The sequence below is a fragment of the Streptomyces cyaneofuscatus genome (assembly GCF_033109485.1).
GTDB classification, from domain to species: Bacteria; Actinomycetota; Actinomycetes; order Streptomycetales; family Streptomycetaceae; genus Streptomyces; species Streptomyces cyaneofuscatus.
Genome location: NZ_CP137002.1, coordinates 6426168 through 6444301 on the forward strand (window position 1 = coordinate 6426168; position 18134 = coordinate 6444301).

19 protein-coding genes are annotated in these 18134 nt (G+C 73.9%); 18 read left to right on the forward strand and 1 reads right to left on the reverse strand.

Features of this window, described 5'->3' with window-relative positions; all coding sequences use genetic code 11:
* The first annotated feature begins 2 nt into the window (after positions 1–2).
* The 7 genes from hisH (at position 3) to R2B67_RS28310 (ending at position 8105) form a co-directional block, all read left to right on the forward strand.
* Positions 3–644 carry an imidazole glycerol phosphate synthase subunit HisH gene (gene hisH, locus R2B67_RS28280; RefSeq protein WP_026241486.1) on the forward strand — a complete coding sequence of 214 codons (642 nt, stop codon included), beginning with the start codon at positions 3–5 and terminating at the stop codon, positions 642–644.
* Entirely contained in the window at positions 644–1369 is a 726-nt protein-coding gene (gene priA / locus R2B67_RS28285; RefSeq protein ID WP_018512033.1) for a bifunctional 1-(5-phosphoribosyl)-5-((5-phosphoribosylamino)methylideneamino)imidazole-4-carboxamide isomerase/phosphoribosylanthranilate isomerase PriA, read from the forward strand. The genes hisH and priA overlap by 1 nt, the downstream gene beginning before the upstream one ends.
* Complete coding sequence (locus tag R2B67_RS28290) at positions 1366–1779, forward strand: RidA family protein (protein WP_018512034.1); 414 nt, start codon at positions 1366–1368, stop codon at positions 1777–1779. Before priA ends, R2B67_RS28290 begins: the two co-directional genes overlap by 4 nt.
* The gene (hisF, locus tag R2B67_RS28295) at positions 1776–2531 is read left to right on the forward strand and encodes an imidazole glycerol phosphate synthase subunit HisF (protein WP_317821996.1); all 756 of its coding nucleotides are present in this window, start codon (positions 1776–1778) and stop codon (positions 2529–2531) included. Before R2B67_RS28290 ends, hisF begins: the two co-directional genes overlap by 4 nt.
* A gap of 204 nt (positions 2532–2735) precedes the next feature.
* Positions 2736–3659: a bis(hydroxyethyl) terephthalate hydrolase gene (bdeA, locus tag R2B67_RS28300; RefSeq protein WP_018512036.1), complete on the forward strand. Its 924-nt coding sequence runs from the start codon at positions 2736–2738 to the stop codon at positions 3657–3659.
* Between the two features lie 152 nt (positions 3660–3811).
* Positions 3812–6640 (forward strand): LuxR C-terminal-related transcriptional regulator, encoded by a 2829-nt coding sequence (locus R2B67_RS28305; protein ID WP_317821998.1) that lies wholly within the window; start codon positions 3812–3814, stop codon positions 6638–6640.
* A 94-nt stretch (positions 6641–6734) separates the two neighbouring features.
* Positions 6735–8105, forward strand: a complete 1371-nt coding sequence (locus tag R2B67_RS28310) for a PucR family transcriptional regulator (protein ID WP_317822000.1) — start codon at positions 6735–6737, stop codon at positions 8103–8105.
* A 5-nt stretch (positions 8106–8110) separates the two neighbouring features.
* On the opposite strand, the gene R2B67_RS28315 is transcribed toward R2B67_RS28310, so the two are convergent.
* Complete coding sequence (locus tag R2B67_RS28315; protein ID WP_018512039.1) at positions 8111–8743, reverse strand: TIGR03085 family metal-binding protein; 633 nt, start codon at positions 8741–8743, stop codon at positions 8111–8113.
* Positions 8744–8827: 84 nt separating this feature from the next.
* On the opposite strand from R2B67_RS28315, the gene hisI reads away from it, so the two are divergent.
* The 11 genes from hisI (at position 8828) to lgt (ending at position 18091) form a co-directional block, all read left to right on the forward strand.
* Complete coding sequence (gene hisI / locus R2B67_RS28320; RefSeq protein WP_317822002.1) at positions 8828–9211, forward strand: phosphoribosyl-AMP cyclohydrolase; 384 nt, start codon at positions 8828–8830, stop codon at positions 9209–9211.
* A 9-nt stretch (positions 9212–9220) separates the two neighbouring features.
* A complete protein-coding gene (locus R2B67_RS28325) occupies positions 9221–10714 on the forward strand; it encodes an anthranilate synthase component I (protein ID WP_317822004.1) in 1494 nt (497 codons plus the stop codon).
* A 14-nt stretch (positions 10715–10728) separates the two neighbouring features.
* A complete protein-coding gene (locus R2B67_RS28330; RefSeq protein ID WP_317822006.1) occupies positions 10729–11394 on the forward strand; it encodes a TIGR02234 family membrane protein in 666 nt (221 codons plus the stop codon).
* A 134-nt stretch (positions 11395–11528) separates the two neighbouring features.
* On the forward strand, positions 11529–11780 hold the full coding sequence (locus R2B67_RS28335) for an HGxxPAAW family protein (RefSeq protein ID WP_030564058.1): 252 nt from the start codon (positions 11529–11531) through the stop codon (positions 11778–11780).
* A gap of 475 nt (positions 11781–12255) precedes the next feature.
* Complete coding sequence (locus tag R2B67_RS28340; RefSeq protein ID WP_317824971.1) at positions 12256–12687, forward strand: DUF2752 domain-containing protein; 432 nt, start codon at positions 12256–12258, stop codon at positions 12685–12687.
* 115 nt (positions 12688–12802) lie between these two features.
* Complete coding sequence (gene trpC / locus R2B67_RS28345; protein ID WP_010064524.1) at positions 12803–13612, forward strand: indole-3-glycerol phosphate synthase TrpC; 810 nt, start codon at positions 12803–12805, stop codon at positions 13610–13612.
* A 22-nt stretch (positions 13613–13634) separates the two neighbouring features.
* Complete coding sequence (gene trpM / locus R2B67_RS28350) at positions 13635–13847, forward strand: tryptophan biosynthesis modulator TrpM (protein ID WP_317822008.1); 213 nt, start codon at positions 13635–13637, stop codon at positions 13845–13847.
* A 145-nt stretch (positions 13848–13992) separates the two neighbouring features.
* Positions 13993–15279: a tryptophan synthase subunit beta gene (trpB, locus tag R2B67_RS28355; RefSeq protein ID WP_317822010.1), complete on the forward strand. Its 1287-nt coding sequence runs from the start codon at positions 13993–13995 to the stop codon at positions 15277–15279.
* A complete protein-coding gene (gene trpA / locus R2B67_RS28360) occupies positions 15276–16088 on the forward strand; it encodes a tryptophan synthase subunit alpha (protein ID WP_317822012.1) in 813 nt (270 codons plus the stop codon). The genes trpB and trpA overlap by 4 nt, the downstream gene beginning before the upstream one ends.
* A gap of 76 nt (positions 16089–16164) precedes the next feature.
* The gene (locus R2B67_RS28365; protein ID WP_018512048.1) at positions 16165–16992 is read left to right on the forward strand and encodes a thioredoxin domain-containing protein; all 828 of its coding nucleotides are present in this window, start codon (positions 16165–16167) and stop codon (positions 16990–16992) included.
* A gap of 121 nt (positions 16993–17113) precedes the next feature.
* Positions 17114–18091 carry a prolipoprotein diacylglyceryl transferase gene (gene lgt / locus R2B67_RS28370; RefSeq protein ID WP_317822014.1) on the forward strand — a complete coding sequence of 326 codons (978 nt, stop codon included), beginning with the start codon at positions 17114–17116 and terminating at the stop codon, positions 18089–18091.
* The last annotated feature ends 43 nt before the right edge of the window (positions 18092–18134 follow it).

The window sequence follows — 18134 nt, forward strand, 5'->3', positions numbered from 1 at the left end:
CTGTGACTGACACGAAAAAGGTCGTCGTCTTCGACTACGGCTTCGGCAACGTCCGTTCCGCCGAGCGGGCCCTCGCCCGCGTCGGCGCGGACGTCGAGATCACCCGCGACTACGACCGCGCGATGAACGCCGACGGGCTCCTCGTCCCCGGCGTCGGCGCGTTCTCCGCCTGCATGGACGGGCTGAAGCGGGCCCGCGGCGACTGGATCGTGGGCCGCAGGCTCTCCGGCGGCCGCCCCGTGATGGGCATCTGCGTCGGAATGCAGATCCTCTTCGAGCGGGGCATCGAGCACGGCGTGGAGACCGAGGGCCTGGACGAATGGCCCGGTACGGTCGGGCCCCTGAAGGCCGACATCGTCCCGCACATGGGCTGGAACACCGTCGACGCCCCCGAGGACTCCCGGCTCTTCGCCGGCCTGGACCCCGAGGCCCGCTACTACTTCGTGCACTCCTACGCGGCGCACGACTGGTCCCTCGAAGTCACCAACGCCAAGATCCGTGCGCCCAAGGTCACCTGGGCCACGCACGGCGAACGGTTCGTGGCCGCCGTCGAGAACGGCGCGCTGTGGGCCACCCAGTTCCACCCCGAGAAGTCCGGCGATGCCGGCGCCCAGCTGCTGACCAACTGGATCGAGACGCTGTAATGCCGAAGCTTGAACTGCTCCCCGCCGTCGACGTCCGCGACGGCCAGGCCGTCCGCCTCGTCCACGGCGAGTCCGGCTCCGAGACCTCCTACGGCTCCCCGCTGGAGGCCGCCCTCGCCTGGCAGAGCGCCGGCGCCGAGTGGCTGCACCTCGTCGACCTGGACGCCGCCTTCGGGACCGGTGACAACCGGGACCTGATCGCCGAGGTCGCCGGGGCCATGGACATCAAGGTCGAGCTCTCCGGCGGCATCCGCGACGACGCCTCGCTCGCCGCCGCCCTCGCCACCGGCTGCCGTCGCGTCAACCTCGGCACGGCCGCCCTGGAGACCCCGGAGTGGGTCGCCAAGGTCATCGCCGAGCACGGCGACAAGATCGCCGTCGGCCTCGACGTCCGGGGCACCACCCTGCGCGGCCGCGGCTGGACCCGCGACGGCGGCGACCTCTACGAGACCCTCGCCCGCCTCGACGCCGAGGGCTGCGCCCGCTACGTCGTCACCGACATCGCCAAGGACGGCACCCTCCAGGGCCCCAACCTCGGCCTCCTGCGGGATGTCTGCGCTGTCACCGACCGCCCGGTCGTCGCGTCCGGCGGTGTCTCCTCCCTCGCCGACCTCCGCGCGATCTCCCTCCTCGTCCCCGAAGGTGTCGAGGGCGCGATCGTCGGCAAGGCGCTGTACGCGAAGGAGTTCACGCTCGAAGAGGCGCTCAAGGCGGTCGCCGCATGACGGAGCCCACCGCTTCGGCCTCCGTCCGCCGGATCTCCACCGGCGCCCCCTGGGAGGAGAAGTTCGGCTACTCCCGCGCGGTCGAACTCCCCAACGGCCTCGTCCTGGTGGCCGGCTGCACTTCGGTCGTCAACGGCCAGATCGCCGCCGGCTCCCCGTACGAGCAGACGATCACCGCCTTCGACGTCGCCTTCGCGGCGCTGGAGCAGGTCGGCCTCACCCGCGAGGACGTCGTCCGCACCCGGATGTACATCACGCACGCCCGGGACGTGGACGACATCGGCCGCGCCCACAAAGAACTGTTCGACGCCGTACGCCCCGCCGCCTCCATGATCATCGTGTCCGGGTTCGTCGACCCGAGCCTGGTCGTCGAGGTCGAGATCGAGGCCTACCGAGGAGGCGCCAAGTGACGCTCGCCGTACGGGTCATCCCCTGCCTCGACGTCGACAACGGCCGCGTCGTCAAGGGTGTCAACTTCCAGAACCTGCGGGATGCCGGTGACCCCGTCGAGATGGCCAAGCTGTACGACGCCGAGGGCGCCGACGAGCTGACCTTCCTCGACATCACCGCCTCCAGCGGCGACCGCGAGACCACGTACGACGTGGTCCGCCGCACCGCCGAGCAGGTCTTCATCCCGCTCACCGTCGGCGGCGGCGTCCGCACCCCCGACGACGTGGACAAGCTGCTGCGCGCCGGGGCGGACAAGGTCGGCGTCAACACCGCCGCCATCACCCGCCCCGACCTCATCCGCGAGATCGCCGAACGCTTCGGCCGCCAGGTCCTGGTCCTGTCGGTGGACGCCCGCCGCACCCCGTCCGGGACCTTCGAGGTCACCACCCACGGCGGCCGCAAGGGCACCGGCATCGACGCCGTCGAGTGGGCGCACCGCGCCGCCGAGCTGGGCGCGGGCGAGATCCTGCTCAACTCGATGGACGCGGACGGCACGAAGGACGGCTACGACACCGAGATGATCGAGGCGGTACGCAAGCACGTCACCGTCCCCGTCATCGCCTCCGGCGGCGCGGGCCGCCTCGCGGACTTCGCCCCGGCCATCGAGGCGGGCGCGGACGCGGTGCTCGCCGCGTCGGTGTTCCACTTCGGCGACCTGCGGATCTCCCAGGTGAAGGACGCGCTGCGGGAAGCGGGACAGCCGGTCCGCTGACGCCTTCGATCCCTTTTGGCGGTATCACCGGTCCGCGAAGACCGGTGATACCGCCGATGCGTGTGCACGGGACGCACCGTGAGAGTGGCGACCGCCGACGAACGACGACGGCAGCCACGCGGCGCACCCCGACAGCCCCCGGACGACGGGCTCATGGGCCTCCGCGTGGTGTGGTTCCCCCCGCCACCACCGAGAGGATCCCCCGTGCAGCAGCACCTCCTCGCACGCCGACAGGCCCCACGCCCGAGCCGCTCCCGTACGCTCACCGGCCTGCTGGCCTCCGCCGCGGCCACCGCCGGTCTCCTGCTGACCGGCCTGGCACCCGGCGCCCAGGCCGTCGCCGCCAACCCCTACGAGCGCGGCCCGGCCCCCACCAACGCCTCCATCGAGGCGAGCCGCGGCTCGTACGCCACCTCCCAGACGTCCGTCTCCTCGCTCGCCGTGAGCGGGTTCGGCGGCGGCACGATCTACTACCCGACCTCCACCGCCGACGGCACGTTCGGCGCGGTCGTCATCTCGCCCGGCTTCACGGCCTACCAGTCCTCCATCGCCTGGCTCGGCCCGCGCCTGGCCTCGCAGGGCTTCGTGGTCTTCACCATCGACACCAACACCACCCTCGACCAGCCCGACAGCCGGGGCCGCCAGCTCCTGTCCGCGCTGGACTACCTGACCCAGCGCAGCTCGGTACGGACCCGGGTCGACGCCTCCCGGCTCGGCGTGATGGGCCACTCGATGGGCGGCGGAGGCTCGCTCGAAGCGGCCAAGAGCCGTACGTCGTTGAAGGCGGCGATCCCGCTGACCGGCTGGAACACCGACAAGACCTGGCCCGAACTGCGCACGCCCACCCTGGTGGTGGGAGCGGACGGCGACACGGTCGCACCGGTCGGCACGCACTCCAAGCCGTTCTACGAGTCGCTGCCCGGCTCGCTGGACAAGGCCTACCTGGAGCTGCGGGGCGCCTCGCACTTCACGCCCAACTCGTCCGACACCACGATCGCCAAGTACAGCCTTTCGTGGCTGAAGCGATTCATCGACAACGACACCCGCTACGAGCAGTTCCTCTGCCCGATCCCGCGACCGAGCCTCACCATCGCGGAGTACCGGGGCACCTGCCCGCACACGTCGTAGACCCGCACACGTCCTGGAACGGCTCCTTCCGGCGGCTCCGGCCCTGTGCCCGCGCACAGTGCCGGAGCCGTCCGGCTGGGAGCCCGCACCGCCCGGCCGGGCCGCCGGACGCGCACCTTCCGCCCCCGCTCGCACGGTCCTAACGTGCCGATGTGACCTCATCGACGACCGTGCACAGTCCGCTCCGGCTGTACGGCCGCAGCGGTGAACTCGCCATCCTGGAAGGCCTGCTGGCCCGGCTCTGGCAGGGCGACGGCGGCGCCCTCGTCCTGACGGCACCGCCCGGCCTGGGCCGCAGCGCGCTTCTCCGCGAGGCGGCCGCCGCCCACCGGGCCCGGGGCCCGGTGCTGCATGCCACCGCCTCCCCCGACGAACGCGGCCCGCACTCCCTGCCCCGCACCGCCGATGCGCTGCTCGCCCGGCTACGGGAACGGGGCGCCGCCCGCCCGCTGCTGGTCTGCGCCGACGACGCCCACGCCTGGGACCCGGCCTCCCGCACCGCCCTCGCCCTCGCGGCCCGCAGTCTGGGCCCGGGCAGCCGGGTCGCCCTCCTGATCGCGGCCGACGGCGGGCCCGCCTTCGCGGGCCTGCCCGCACTGCGGCTCGGCCCGCTGGACGAGGACGCGGCCGCCGCGCTGCTGGACCGGCTTGCGGGGGGCGGGGAGGGGGTGTCCGGCGGGGCGGATGGCCCCGGCCGTCGCCCGCCAAGGCTTCCCGGCGTTACGGGGGGACTCGACCCGGTCGTGCGTGCCGAGCTGCTCCGGGAGGCGGCCGGGAACCCGCGCCTCCTCACCGGGCTCATCCGCCGCCTCACCCCGGACCAGCTCGCCGGGCGCACCCCGCTGCCCTGTCCGCTGCCCGGCGCCGAGGGGGTGCTGGCCGCGCACGCGGACCGCCTCGACGGGCTCCCGGCGCACACCCGGGCGCTGCTCCTGCTCGCGGCCGCCGCCCAGGAGCACGAGCCCGCCGGCGCCGGGGCCGATGCCCTGCTCCTGCTGCGCGCCGGCACCCGGACCGGGCTGCCCCGGGACTTCCTGGACGGCGTCCTGTTCGGCTCGGCCGCCCCCGAAGGCTTCCTCCAACGGGCGGGCAGCCGGGTCCACTTCAGCCACCCGCTCTTCGCCCGAGCGGTCCTGCACCACGCCCCGCCCGCCCGCCGCCGCGCCACCCATGAGCTGCTGGCCGCCCTGCTGGCGGAGACCGGCGACCGCCCCGCCCTGCCGGGCACTCCCGCCGCGCCCTCCGGTGACCGCGACGTCCTTCCGCTCGCCGCCCTCGTCCAGCTCTCCTGCGCCGCCCCCGGCCCGGACACCGTGCTCGCCGCCCGGCTGGAGGCGGCCGCGACCGCCCCGTACCCGCACGGCGAACGCTCCTCCGCCCTCTGCCGCGCCGCCGCGCTCACCACCGGCCCGCCCCTGCGCTCGGCCCGGTTCGCGGCGGCGGCCGAACAGGCGGCCCTCGCGGGTGACCCGGACCGGGCCCGCGCCCTGCTGGCCCGTACCGGAGCGGCGGGGGAGCAGAGCGCCTCGCCCGGTCTGGCCCCGTACGTCCACGGCCTGCTCGCCCTGCGCACCGGCCCCGTCGCCGACGCCCACGCAGCCCTCATCGCCGCGGCCGCCCTGCTCGGCCCGTACGACCCCCGGCGGGCCCTCGACGCCCTCCTCGGCGCGGCCGAGGCGGCCTGGGTGGCGGGGGACGCGCCCGGCTACCTGGAGGCCATGGGCCGCATCGACCCCGCCCCGTACGACCGTGCGTTCGCCTCCTACCGGGCCGGGATGTGCGCGGTGCTCGCCGGGCGCACGGAGGCGGGGCACGCGCTGCTCCGCCAGTGCCTCGACCCGGTGGACCCCGCCCCCGCCGCCCTCCTCCGCGCCGGGGTCGCCGCCCTCGTCCTCGGGGAGGTCGCCGCCGCCTGCCGGACCGGGGCCCGGGCGCTCGCCGCCGTACGGACCGCAGGGCCCGACGCCCTGCTGCCGCAGGCCCTGGAGCACCTGGCCTACGCCGAGCTGCGGGCCGGACTGCACGCCGGGGCCCGCGCCCACGCGCTGGAGGGGCTGCACGCCGCACGCCGTACCGGGCAGCCCGACAGCTCCGTCCACCTCCACGCCGTCCTCGCCCTCGCCGCCTCCGTGGAGGGGCCCGCCGAAGCCTGCGCCGCCCACTGCGACGCCGCGCTCGCCGGGGCGGGACCGCACGGACTCGCCCAGCCCGCGACCCTCGCCACCTGGGCCCGGGCCCGGGCCGACCTCGCCGCCGGGCGCTCGGATGAGGCGGCCGCCCGGCTCGGCCCCCTGGTGCGCCCCGGGCCCCGGCAGGGCCACTTCGCCGCCCGGATGCTCGCCGTGCCCTGCTATGTCGAGGCCGCCGTCCTCGCGGGCCGGGGAGCCGAGGAGGCCGGTGAACTCCACGCCGCCGTGGCCGAGTTCGCCGGGTGGACCGCCCGGACCGCCGACCCGCAGGCCCCCGCCCAACTGGCCCGCTGCCAAGCCCTGCTGGCACCGGCCGAGGAGGCCGACGCCCGGTACGCGGAGGCCCTGGCCCACCACGCCAGGGCGGGCGGGGACTTCGAACGGGCCCGCACCCAGCTCCTGTACGGGCAGTGGCTCCGCCGCCGCCGGCGTACCCGCGAGGCCCGCACCCCGCTGCGCGACGCCCTCGTCGCCTTCCAGCGCTGCTCGGCCCGCGCGTGGGCGGAACGCGCGGCCGGCGAGTTACGGGCGGCGGGGGAGCAGGGCCCCTCGGTGCGGCCCGCGACGGACGGGGCGCTCTCCGCGCTCACCCCGCAGCAGCAGCGCATCGCCCGCTGTGTCGCCGAGGGGGCCACCAACCGCGAGGTCGCGCTCCGGCTCTCGCTCAGCCCGCGCACGGTCGACCACCACCTCCGCAACGTCTTCGCCGCCCTCGGCATCCGCTCCCGCACCGAGCTGGCCCGGCTCCTGGGCCCCGAGGGCCCGTCATGGCCGGAGGTTGCGAGACCGTGATGACAAGTTCCGCGCAGACCCCTAGGTACCGACCGGGCGGTATGTCATTCTGCGGGCGTCAGGATCGCCCGGTCGATCTCCGGTGGAGGCCGCCATGCCACAGGTCGTACGTCCTCGGTTCGCGGTGCTGCACGGCACCCACCCCGCCGCGCCGTTGCCCCAGCGCTTCCGTTCCCTGGCCGACCGCGCAGCCGTCGAGGTGCTGCACCGGGCCGCCCGGGTCCTCGTCGCCTCGCTCCCGGTCCTCACCGACCGGCTCGTGGAGGCCCTGTACGAACAGGAGCCCGGCTACCGGGCGGCGATCGACTCGGACCGGGCCGAGGTCTGGCAGGAGGTCCACCACTCACTGCGCCACAACGTCGGCTCGCTGATCCAGCCCCGGGAGTTCCGCGACGCCGCCCACCGCACCTCCCGCTGGATCGGCGAGATCCGCGCCGAACAGGGCGTACCGCTGGACGCCGTCCTGCACGCCTTCCGGATGGGCGGCGCGATGGTCTGGCAGGACCTGGTGGACGAGACGGCCCGCCGCGACCCCGACGACGTACGGCTGCTCGTCCATGTCGCCGCCGATGTGTGGAACTTCGTCGACGAGCACTGCGGCATTGTCGCGGACGCCTACCGGCAGGCCGAGCGGCGGCTCTCCTGGCGGCGCGAGAACCAGCAGCGGCTGATGGTGGCGGCGCTGCTCGACGGGACCGCCCGGATCGCGGACGTCGGCGAGGCGGCGGCGATGCTGGGGCTGCCGGAACAGGGGCGGTACGCCGTACTCGCGGTGGCCTCCGTACGGTCCGGCGGACCGCAGCAGCCGGCCCCTGCCCGGCCACGGGTGACCCTGCCGACCGCACCGCCACCGGACGCAGCCCCGCACGCGGCCCCGGCCGCGGGACCGGACGGGCCCCCGTACGCGGCCCCCGCCACCCCCCTCTGGCACACCGGACCCGACGCCGAGTTCGCCATCCTCCGGCTCACCGGCGGCCCCGGCGATCCCGGTGACCCCGGCGAGCTGCACGCCATCGCCGACGCCCTGGACGCCCCCGCCGGAACCCGGGCGGGCATCGGCTCCGCCGTCGACGGCCTGGCCGCGCTCGGGGACGCCCGGCGGCTGGCGGAGACCGCGCTGCGGGCCTGCCCGGCCTCCGGGGGCACGGTCGTACTCGACGAGCACCTCCCGGACGCCCTCGTCGTCTCGTCCCCGGCCCTCGGCTCCGCCCTCGCCGACCGGGTGCTCGGCCCGCTGGACCGGCTGGACCCCTCGGACCGGGACGTCATCCTGGAGACGCTGACGGCCTGGCTGGACGCGGACGGCTCGGCGCAGCGGGCGGGCGCGCGGCTCTACTGCCACCGCAACACCGTCCTCAACCGGCTCCGCCGCTTCGAACAGCTCACGGGCCGCTGCCTCACCCGCCCCCGGGACGCCGTCGAGGTCTCCCTCGCCCTGGCGGCCCGGCGGCTGCTGGGAGCGTAAAGGGGCTACATCCCCAGCGCCGCCCGGTGCAGCCGGTCCACCGCCTCCTTCTCGCCCTCCACCTGCACGTCCGCCGCGTCCTGCCGGCCGGACGCGAACAGCAGCAGCTCCGAGGGCTCCCCGGTCACCGTCACCACCGGGGCGCCCTTGTGGGCCACCGCCGTCCGGCCGTCCGGACGGCGCAGCACAAGACCGACCGGGGACTTGCGCCCCAGCACCCGGGCGGTCTTCTCGACGTTGGACCAGAGCGCGTCGGCGAAGACCGGGTCCAGCTCGCGCCGCGACCAGTCCGGCTGGGCCCGGCGTACGTCCTCCGCGTGGACGAAGAACTCCACCGTGTTCGCCGCCTCGTCGATCTGCTTGAGGGACATCGGGGAGAACCGGGGCGGGCCCGTACGGATCAGCTGGATCAGCTCCTCGTACGGCTTCGCCGCGAACTCGGCCTGCACCCGCTCCAGACGGCTCTTCAGGGCGGAGATCACCAGCCCGCCCGCCGCGTCGGCGCGGCGCTCACGGACCACCACATGGGCGGCCAGATCACGGGTCTTCCACCCCTCGCACAGGGTCAGGGCCTCGGGACCGGCCGCTTCCAACAGATCGGCGAGCAGAAGACGTTCACGCTTCGCATGGGTCGACATGCCCGCCAGCGTACGACCGTCACCCGGGGTCCGCCCAGTGGACGTCCGCCCGGAAGGCCGCCGCCACCACGGCACAATGGGGCCATGACCAGCAGCACGCCCGGCCCCACGCCGCCCGCCAGCAGCCTCGACCCCGCCATCGCCGCCCGCCTCAAGCGCGGCGCCGACGGCCTGGTCCCGGCCATCGCCCAGCAGTACGACACCGGCGAGGTGCTGATGCTCGGCTGGATGGACGACGAGGCGCTGCACCGTACCCTCACCACGGGCCGGGCCACCTACTGGTCGCGCAGCCGCCAGGAGTACTGGGTCAAGGGCGACACCTCCGGCCACATCCAGCGGGTGAAGGCCGTCGCCCTGGACTGCGACGCCGACACCGTGCTGGTCAAGGTCGACCAGACGGGCGCCGCCTGCCACACGGGCGACCGCACCTGCTTCGACGCCGACGTCCTCACCCTCCTCGACAGCTAAGGTCCGGCCATGGATCTCGACACCTTCCGCAAGCTGGCCGTCGACCGGCGCGTCGTCCCCGTCAGCCGCCGCCTCCTCGCGGACGGCGACACCCCGGTCGGCCTCTACCGCAAGCTCGCCGCCGAGCGACCCGGCACCTTCCTGCTGGAGTCCGCGGAGAACGGCCGGACCTGGTCGCGCTACTCCTTCATCGGCGTACGCAGCGACGCCACCCTCACCGCCCGCGACGGCGCGGCCCACTGGCTCGGCACCCCGCCCGTCGGCGTCCCGGTCGACGGCGACCCGCTGGAGGCCCTCCGCGCCACCGTCGAGACCCTCCACACCCCGCGCGACCTGGTGAGCGACGAGGGCCTGCCGCCCTTCACCGGCGGCATGGTCGGCTACCTCGGCTACGACGTCGTCCGCCGCCTGGAGAAGATCGGCGAGCACGGCGGCGACGACCTGAAGCTGCCCGAGCTGACCATGCTGCTCACCTCGGACCTCGCCGTCCTCGACCACCAGAACGGCACCGTCCTGCTGATCGCCAACGCGATCAACCACAACGACCTCTCCACCGGCGTCGACGAGGCGTACGCGGACGCCGTCGCCCGCCTCGACGCCATGGAGCAGGACCTGCGCCGTCCGGTCGAGAACGCCCCGGCCGTCCTGCCCCCGTCCGAGCTGCCGCCGTACACCGCGCTCTGGGGCGGCGAGGCCTACCAGGAGGCCGTCGAGGACATCAAGGAGCGCATCCGGGCAGGGGAGGCCTTCCAGGTCGTCCCCTCCCAGCGCTTCGAGACCCCGTGCACGGCGAGCGCCCTGGACGTCTACCGGGTGCTGCGGGCCACCAACCCGTCCCCGTACATGTATCTCTTCCGCTTCGACGGGTTCGACGTCGTCGGCTCCAGCCCCGAGGCCCTCGTCAAGGTCGAGGACGGCCGGGCCATGGTCCACCCGATCGCCGGGACCCGGCACCGCGGCGCCACCCCGCAGGAGGACCAGGCGCTCGCCGAGGAGCTGCTCGCCGACCCCAAGGAGCGCGCCGAGCACCTGATGCTCGTCGACCTCGGCCGCAACGACCTGGGCCGGGTCTGCGAACCGGGCAGCGTGGAGGTCGTCGACTTCATGTCGATCGAGCGGTACTCCCACGTGATGCACATCGTCTCCACCGTCACCGGCCGCGTCACCGAGGACCGCACCGCCTTCGACGTCCTCACCGCCTGCTTCCCCGCCGGCACCCTCTCCGGCGCCCCCAAGCCGCGCGCCATGCAGATCATCGAGGAGCTGGAGCCCAGCCGTCGCGGACTGTACGGGGGCTGCGTCGGCTACCTCGACTTCGCCGGGGACTCCGACACCGCGATCGCCATCCGCACCGCGCTGCTGCGGGACGGCACGGCGTACGTGCAGGCGGGCGCCGGTGTCGTCGCGGACTCGGACCCGGTCGCGGAGGACACCGAGTGCCGCAACAAGGCGGCCGCCGTCCTGCGCGCCGTCCATACGGCCAACCGGCTCCACGACCGCTGAGGCGGTAGGGGATAGTGGAACGCGTGAGTGCTGTTCCCGTACCCCAGCCCCGTACCGTCACCGCCGACCCCGCGCCCGACTCATCGGACGGCCGAGGCAGCCGCCGGTCCCTCGCGGCCGCGCTGCTCCTGGGCGCGGCCGGTGCGACCGTCGTCCTGCTGGCCTCCGGCCAGGTCTGGGCCGAGGGCCGGGCGGCGACCGGCGGCGGCGCCCTGCCGCTGACCGCCGACGGCCGGGACGTCACCGGTGCCCCGGCCGCCCTGGCGATCGTCGGCCTGGCCGCCCTCGTCGCCGTCTTCGCCGTCCGCGGCGCGGGCCGCCGCCTCGTCGCCGTCCTGCTCGCCCTCAGCGGCCTCGGGGCCGCGCTCAGCGCGTGGGCGGGCGCGACCGACAGCACGGCCCTCGACGAGGAGGCCGCCCGCACCACCGGTGACGCGGCGGCCACCATCGACGCCCTCACCCACACCGCCTGGCCGTACGTCACCGCCGCCGGGGGCCTGCTGATCCTGGTCGCCGGGCTGCTCGCCCTGCGCTTCGGCAGCCGCTGGCCCACGATGTCGGGCCGCTACGAACGCGACGGCACCCCGCGCCCCCGCAAGGCGCCCCGCACCGCCCCGGACCCGGACCGGCCCGAGGAGCTGTGGAAGGCACTGGACCGGGGCGAGGACCCGACGGGCTAGCCACGGCCGGGGCCGGACCCCCGGCTCACCCCCGGTGGCCCCGTACGGGACAATGGAGGCGAGCCGTCCCCCGAGCGACAGCTGCAGCGACACCCACGCGATACCCACCGCGCAACACCAACAAGGAGCAACTCATGGCGGGCACGAGCCACGGACACACCCCGGCCGCCTGGACCGGTGTCATCATCGCCTTCATCGGCTTCTGCGTCGCAGGCGTCTTCATGGTCGCGGCCAACCCGCTCGGCTTCTGGGCCGGTATTGCCGTCATCTTCGCCGGTGGCATCGTCGGTTACGCCATGAAGCTCGCGGGCTTCGGCATGCCGAAGGAGTCCGCCGAGCTGGTGGAGGCCCGGGCGCGCGCCGGTGAGGCCCAGGTCTCGCACTGACCCGCGCGTCCGACACGCAGCAAGGCGCAGCCCCGGGTGGGCTGCGCCTTTCCGTATGACCGGGGACAATCACCGGGTGGACGCCACCCCGAACCCGAACCCCGAACCCGACCCCCAGGGCGTCGGCCCCTGGAACATGCCGCTGACGGTCTGCCCGACCCCGGACATGGCCCGCCCCACCACTTCAGCCGGTCCGGCGCTTGAGGACGGAACCGGGGCCCACCCAGCCCCTCCGGCTTCCGGGGACGGAGCCCGCGCCCTTTCAGCCCGTCCGGCGCTGGAGGACGGAACCGGTGACCACCAGGTCCGCCCGGCGTCCGGGGCCGAAGCCCTCGCCACCCCAGCCCGTCCGGCGTTTGAGGACGGAACCCTCGCGGGGGTGGGCCCGGAGCGCACAGGCCCCTCGGGCGAGGAACCCTCGCAGGTGCCCGGCCCCCAAGGCCACGGTTCCGTCCTCAAACGCCGGACGGGCTGGATGGGGCCCCGGTCCGGCCAGGCAGGCCCCCCGGTCGGCCGGCTTCGGCGGCTCGCCACCCCCCTCGGCATCCTCGCCACCGTCTCAGCCGCCTTCGCCTACGTCGGCACCGTCGACCCCAACGAGCCCGGTCACTACCCCGTCTGCCCGCTGCTCAAGATCACCGGCGCGTTCTGCCCCGGCTGCGGCGGACTCCGCAGTGCCCACGCTTTCATCCACGGCGACCTCGGCGCCGCCTTCTCCGCCAACGCCGTCGCCACCACCGGCTACTTCCTCTTCGCCGCCGTCTGGGTCATCTGGCTCGTCCGGGCCTGGCGCGGACAGCCGCTCCGGATCGTCCTCGCCCCCGCCTGGTGGTGGAGCATCGGGGCACTGCTCCTGATCTTCACCGTCGTCCGGAATCTGCCGTTCGGCTCGGCGTTGGCGCCCTGAATGCCCAGGTAGTGGGACGCGGCGTGGCCTGATGCGGGCCCGGAGGCCTCCTACGGATACCATCGGTATGGCTGATCCTGTTCACCGTCAACCGTTCCGGAAGGGGGCCGCTCGCGTGAGTGTGCTCGACGAGATCATCGACGGCGTTCGCGCCGACCTCGCGGAGCGGCAGGCGCGCGTCAGCCTCGACGAGCTGAAGGAGCGCGCCGCCCGCGCTCCCCAGGCCAAGGACGGAGTCGCCGCCCTGCGCGGCGAGGGCGTCACCGTCATCTGCGAGGTCAAGCGCTCGTCCCCGTCCAAGGGTGCCCTTGCCGCCATCGCGGACCCCGCCGCCCTCGCCGCGGACTACGAGGCCGGTGGCGCGTCCGTCATCTCGGTCCTCACCGAGGAGCGCCGCTTCGGCGGCTCGCTCGCCGACCTGGAGGCCGTCCGCGCCAAGGTCGACACCCCGATCCTGCGCAAGGACTTCATCGTCACCTCGTACCAGCTGTGGGAGGCCCGCGCGTACGGCGCCGACCTCGCGCTGCTGATCGTCGCCGCCCTCGACCAGGAGGCCCTGGTCTCCCTGATCGAGCGCGCCGAGTCGATCGGGCTCACCCCGCTCGTCGAGGCGCACGACGAGGAGGAGGCGGAGCGCGCCGTGGACGCCGGAGCGAAGATCATCGGTGTGAACGCGCGCAACCTGAAGGACCTCAAGGTCGACCGCTCCACCTTCGAGCGCGTCGCCCCCGAGATCCCCGACCACATCGTCAAGGTCGCCGAGTCCGGCGTCCGGGGCCCGCACGACCTGATCGCGTACGCCAACGCCGGCGCCGACGCCGTTCTGGTCGGCGAGTCCCTGGTCACCGGCCGCGACCCGCGCGCCGCCGTCGCCGACCTCGTCGCCGCGGGCGCCCACCCGGCGCTCCGCCACGGCCGCGGCTGACCGGGGACGGACGACAGCGACCATGACCGGACGTCCCGCGCCCCGCACCCGGCCGGGCCTGCGCCCCGCCGGGGCCCCGGCCCGGGACCCGCACGCCCCGCTGGCGCGCGGCTGCCGCCCGCGCGGCTGCCGTGCCCCCGCCCGGCGTGTGCACGGACGGCGCGTGCGGTACGTGATCGGGGACGAGCCCGGCCAGGTGAACGGGATGCGATGGCGCCCGGGGTCCGCGCTGTAGCGAGCCCCGGCCGACGTACCGCAGCACCCCACATCTCCACCCGTACGTACGACCGCACCACCCCGACCGCACGCCGGTCCCGGTGGCGCTCGCTCCTCCGCGCATACGGTGAACCCACCCGTTGCCATGCCAAGGAGCACGTCGCATGACGTCCGAATTCTTCATTCCGGACCCCGAGGGTCTGACCCCCAGCGCCGAGGGCTACTTCGGTGCCTACGGCGGCAAGTTCATCCCGGAGGCGCTCGTCGCCGCCGTGGACGAGGTCGCCGTCGAGTACGACAAGGCCAAGTCCGACCCGGCCTTCGCCGCCGAGCTCAACGAGCTCATGGTCAACTACACCGGCCGCCCCAGCGCGCTGACCGAGGTTCCGCGCTTCGCCGAACACGCGGGCGGCGCCCGGGTCTTCCTCAAGCGCGAGGACCTGAACCACACCGGCTCGCACAAGATCAACAACGTGCTCGGCCAGGCGCTGCTCACCAAGCGCATGGGCAAGACCCGGGTCATCGCCGAGACCGGAGCCGGCCAGCACGGCGTCGCCACCGCCACCGCCTGCGCCCTCTTCGGCCTCGACTGCACCATCTACATGGGCGAGATCGACACCGAGCGCCAGGCCCTCAACGTGGCCCGGATGCGGATGCTCGGCGCCGAGGTCGTCGCCGTGAAGTCCGGCAGCCGCACCCTGAAGGACGCCATCAACGAGGCGTTCCGCGACTGGGTCGCCAACGTGGACCGCACGCACTACCTCTTCGGTACGGTCGCGGGTCCGCACCCCTTCCCCGCGATGGTCCGCGACTTCCACCGCGTCATCGGCGTCGAGGCCCGCCGCCAACTCCTGGAGCGCACCGGCCGCCTCCCGGACGCGGCGGTCGCCTGTGTCGGCGGCGGCTCCAACGCCATCGGCCTCTTCCACGCCTTCATCCCGGACGCGGATGTCCGCCTGGTGGGCTGCGAGCCCGCAGGGCACGGCGTGGAGACCGGCGAGCACGCGGCCACCCTGACCGCCGGTGAGCCGGGCATCCTGCACGGTTCGCGCTCCTACGTCCTCCAGGACGACGAGGGCCAGATCACCGAGCCGTACTCCATCTCGGCCGGTCTGGACTACCCGGGCATCGGCCCGGAGCACTCCTACCTCAAGGACATCGGACGCGGCGAGTACCGCGCGGTCACCGACGACGCCGCCATGCAGGCCCTGCGCCTCCTCTCCCGCACCGAGGGGATCATCCCGGCCATCGAGAGCGCCCACGCGCTCGCCGGTGCGCTGGACCTCGGCAAGGAGCTCGGCAAGGACGGGCTGATCCTCATCAACCTGTCCGGCCGCGGCGACAAGGACATGGACACCGCCGCCCGCTACTTCGGGCTGTACGACACCGACGCCGCCGTCGAGGCGGACGCGGACAGCGACCGCGCCGAGATCGAGGGGGACGCCAAGTGAGCGGCAACATCGAGCTGTTGAGCACCACCCTCGCCGCCGCCAAGGCGGAGGACCGGGCCGCGCTCATCGCCTACCTCCCGGCCGGCTTCCCGACCGTCGACGGCGGCATCGAGGCGGTCAAGGCCGTCATCGCGGGCGGCGCCGACGTCGTGGAGATCGGGCTCCCGCACAGCGACCCGGTCCTCGACGGGCCGGTCATCCAGACCGCCGACGACATCGCCCTGCGCGGCGGCGTCCGCATCGCCGACGTGATGCGTACGGTCCGCGAGGCGTACGAGGCCACCGGGGTCCCGATCCTGGTCATGACGTACTGGAACCCCATCGACCGGTACGGTGTCGAGCGCTTCACCGCCGAACTGGCCGAGGCGGGCGGCGCCGGGTGCATCCTGCCCGACCTGCCGGTCCAGGAGTCCGCGCTGTGGCGCGAGCACGCCGACAAGCACGGCCTCGCCACCGTGTTCGTCGTCGCCCCCAGCAGCCAGGACGCCCGCCTCGCCACCATCACGGCGGCGGGCAGCGGCTTCGTCTACGCGGCGTCCCTGATGGGCGTCACCGGCACCCGCGCCTCCGTCGGCGCCCAGGCCAAGGAGCTGGTGGGCCGCACCCGCGCCACCACCGACCTGCCGGTCTGCGTCGGCCTCGGCGTCTCCAACGCCGAACAGGCCGCCGAGGTCGCCGGATTCGCCGACGGCGTCATCGTAGGCTCTGCCTTCGTCAAGGCCATGCTGGACGCCCCCGACGAGGCCGCCGGCCTCGACGCCGTCCGCTCGCTCGCGGGCGAGCTGGCCCAGGGCGTTCGAAAGCGGTGACCCTCGAAGTCACCTGAATGGGTGGAATATGGACCGGGGAGGCGCGTACGTGCCTCCCCGGTTCGTTGCTGCGGGTGTGAGCGACAAGAACCCTGAGGGAAACCGAAGCGCGCGTGAGCGCCTGGCCCAGCAGCGCGAGCGGGAAAAGGGCCGCGACAAGCGCCGCCGTACGCTGATCGTCTCCTCCGCCGTGGTCGGCGTCCTGGCGCTGGCCGCCGTCGTCGGCCTGATCGCGGCCAACGTGGGCAAGGACGGCGGCAGCGACAGCGCCTCCGGCCCCGCCATCACCCCGTCGGGGGCGACCGGCGAGGACTCCCTGACCCTCCCGGTCGGCGCCTCCGACGCCCCGTCCACGCTCACGATCTGGGAGGACTTCCGCTGCCCGGTCTGCGCCCAGTTCGAGAACGCCTTCCGGGACACCATCACGGAGCTGGTCGAGGCGGGCCAGCTCAAGGTGGACTACCACCTGGCCACGATCATCGACGGCAACCTCGGCGGCAAGGGTTCGCTGCGCGCCGCCAACGCCGCCGCCTGCGCCCAGGACGTCGGCAAGTTCGCCCCGTACCACGACGTGCTCTTCCGCAACCAGCCCCCCGAGCCCGACGACGCCTTCGCCAAGAACAGCCGGCTGATCGAGCTGGCCGGAGAGGTCGAAGGGCTCGACACCCCCGCCTTCCGCACCTGCGTGGAGAGCGGCGAGCACGACAGCTGGGTCCAGAAGTCGGACACGGCGTTCCGCGAGGGCGGCTTCCAGGGCACCCCGACCGCCCTCCTCAACGGCGAGTCGATCTTCCCGAAGAAGGGCGACGAGCAGATCTCCGTGGAGAACCTGAAGAAGTGGGTCCTGGAGGCCAACAAGGGCAAGAAGCCCGGCACCGCCACCCCGTCCGCCCCCGCTTCCTGAGGGGCGCGGGGGAGTCCCTTGAGGGGTGGGCGGTACGGGGCCGTGACAGGGCCCTCGTTACCCAGACGTTGCCGGGTGGCTTGCCGTACCCACCGCCCGGCAAGGTAGCGTCGACCCCGTCATGAACCTTGCCTCCATTCCCAGCCCGTCGACCGGCGTGATCGAGCTCGGCCCGATCCCGCTCCGCGGCTACGCGTTCTGCATCATCATCGGTGTCTTCGTCGCCGTCTGGATCGGCAACAAGCGCTGGGTCGCCCGTGGCGGCAAAGCGGGCACCGTGGCCGACATCGCCGTCTGGGCCGTGCCCTTCGGCCTGGTCGGCGGCCGGCTCTACCACGTGATCACCGACTACCAGCTCTACTTCAGCGACGGCCAGAACTGGGTCGACGCCTTCAAGATCTGGGAGGGTGGCCTCGGTATCTGGGGCGCCATCGCCTTCGGTGCCGTCGGCGCCTGGATCGGCTGCCGCCGCCGGGGCATCCCGCTGCCCGCCTGGGCGGACGCGCTGGCCCCCGGTATCGCCGTCGCCCAGGCCATCGGCCGCTGGGGCAACTGGTTCAACCAGGAGCTGTACGGCAAGCCGACCGACCTCCCGTGGGCGCTGGAGATCAGCGAGGGCCCGAACCGGGTCGCCGGGACGTACCACCCAACCTTCCTCTACGAGTCGCTGTGGTGCATCGGCGTCGCGCTGCTGGTCATCTGGGCCGACCGCCGCTTCAGGCTCGGCCACGGACGGGCGTTCGCGCTGTACGTCGCGGCCTACTGCGCCGGACGCGGCTGGATCGAGTACATGCGGGTCGACGAGGCCCACCACGTCCTGGGCCTGCGCCTGAACGTGTGGACCGCGATCATCGTCTTCGTCCTCGCCGTCGCCTACATCGTGATCTCCGCGAAGCTCCGCCCGGGCCGTGAGGAGATCGTGGAGCCGGAGAAGGACGCCGCCGAGGCCGCGAAGGACGTCGAGAAGAAGGACGACGCGGAGGCCGCCGACGCGGACGGCGACCCGCTGAAGAAGGACGACAGCGACCCGCTGAAGAAGGACGACAGCGACCCGCTGAAGAAGCAGGACGCCGCCCCCGAGGCAGCCGACAAGAGCTGACCTCCCCCCGCGCGCACTGCCCCCGATCGCCGGGCGGACCTGG

Bases quoted from the DNA above. Each gene is read 5' to 3' on its own strand.
- priA (WP_018512033.1), top strand. From the start codon at position 644: ATGCCGAAGCTTGAACTGCTCCCCGCCGTCGACGTCCGCGACGGCCAG.
- R2B67_RS28290 (WP_018512034.1), top strand. From the start codon at position 1,366: ATGACGGAGCCCACCGCTTCGGCCTCCGTCCGCCGGATCTCCACCGGC.
- R2B67_RS28310 (WP_317822000.1), top strand. From the start codon at position 6,735: ATGCCACAGGTCGTACGTCCTCGGTTCGCGGTGCTGCACGGCACCCAC.
- R2B67_RS28315 (WP_018512039.1), bottom strand. From the start codon at position 8,743: ATGTCGACCCATGCGAAGCGTGAACGTCTTCTGCTCGCCGATCTGTTG.
- hisI (WP_317822002.1), top strand. From the start codon at position 8,828: ATGACCAGCAGCACGCCCGGCCCCACGCCGCCCGCCAGCAGCCTCGAC.
- R2B67_RS28325 (WP_317822004.1), top strand. From the start codon at position 9,221: ATGGATCTCGACACCTTCCGCAAGCTGGCCGTCGACCGGCGCGTCGTC.
- R2B67_RS28335 (WP_030564058.1), top strand. From the start codon at position 11,529: ATGGCGGGCACGAGCCACGGACACACCCCGGCCGCCTGGACCGGTGTC.
- R2B67_RS28340 (WP_317824971.1), top strand. From the start codon at position 12,256: ATGGGGCCCCGGTCCGGCCAGGCAGGCCCCCCGGTCGGCCGGCTTCGG.
- trpM (WP_317822008.1), top strand. From the start codon at position 13,635: ATGACCGGACGTCCCGCGCCCCGCACCCGGCCGGGCCTGCGCCCCGCC.
- trpB (WP_317822010.1), top strand. From the start codon at position 13,993: ATGACGTCCGAATTCTTCATTCCGGACCCCGAGGGTCTGACCCCCAGC.
- lgt (WP_317822014.1), top strand. From the start codon at position 17,114: ATGAACCTTGCCTCCATTCCCAGCCCGTCGACCGGCGTGATCGAGCTC.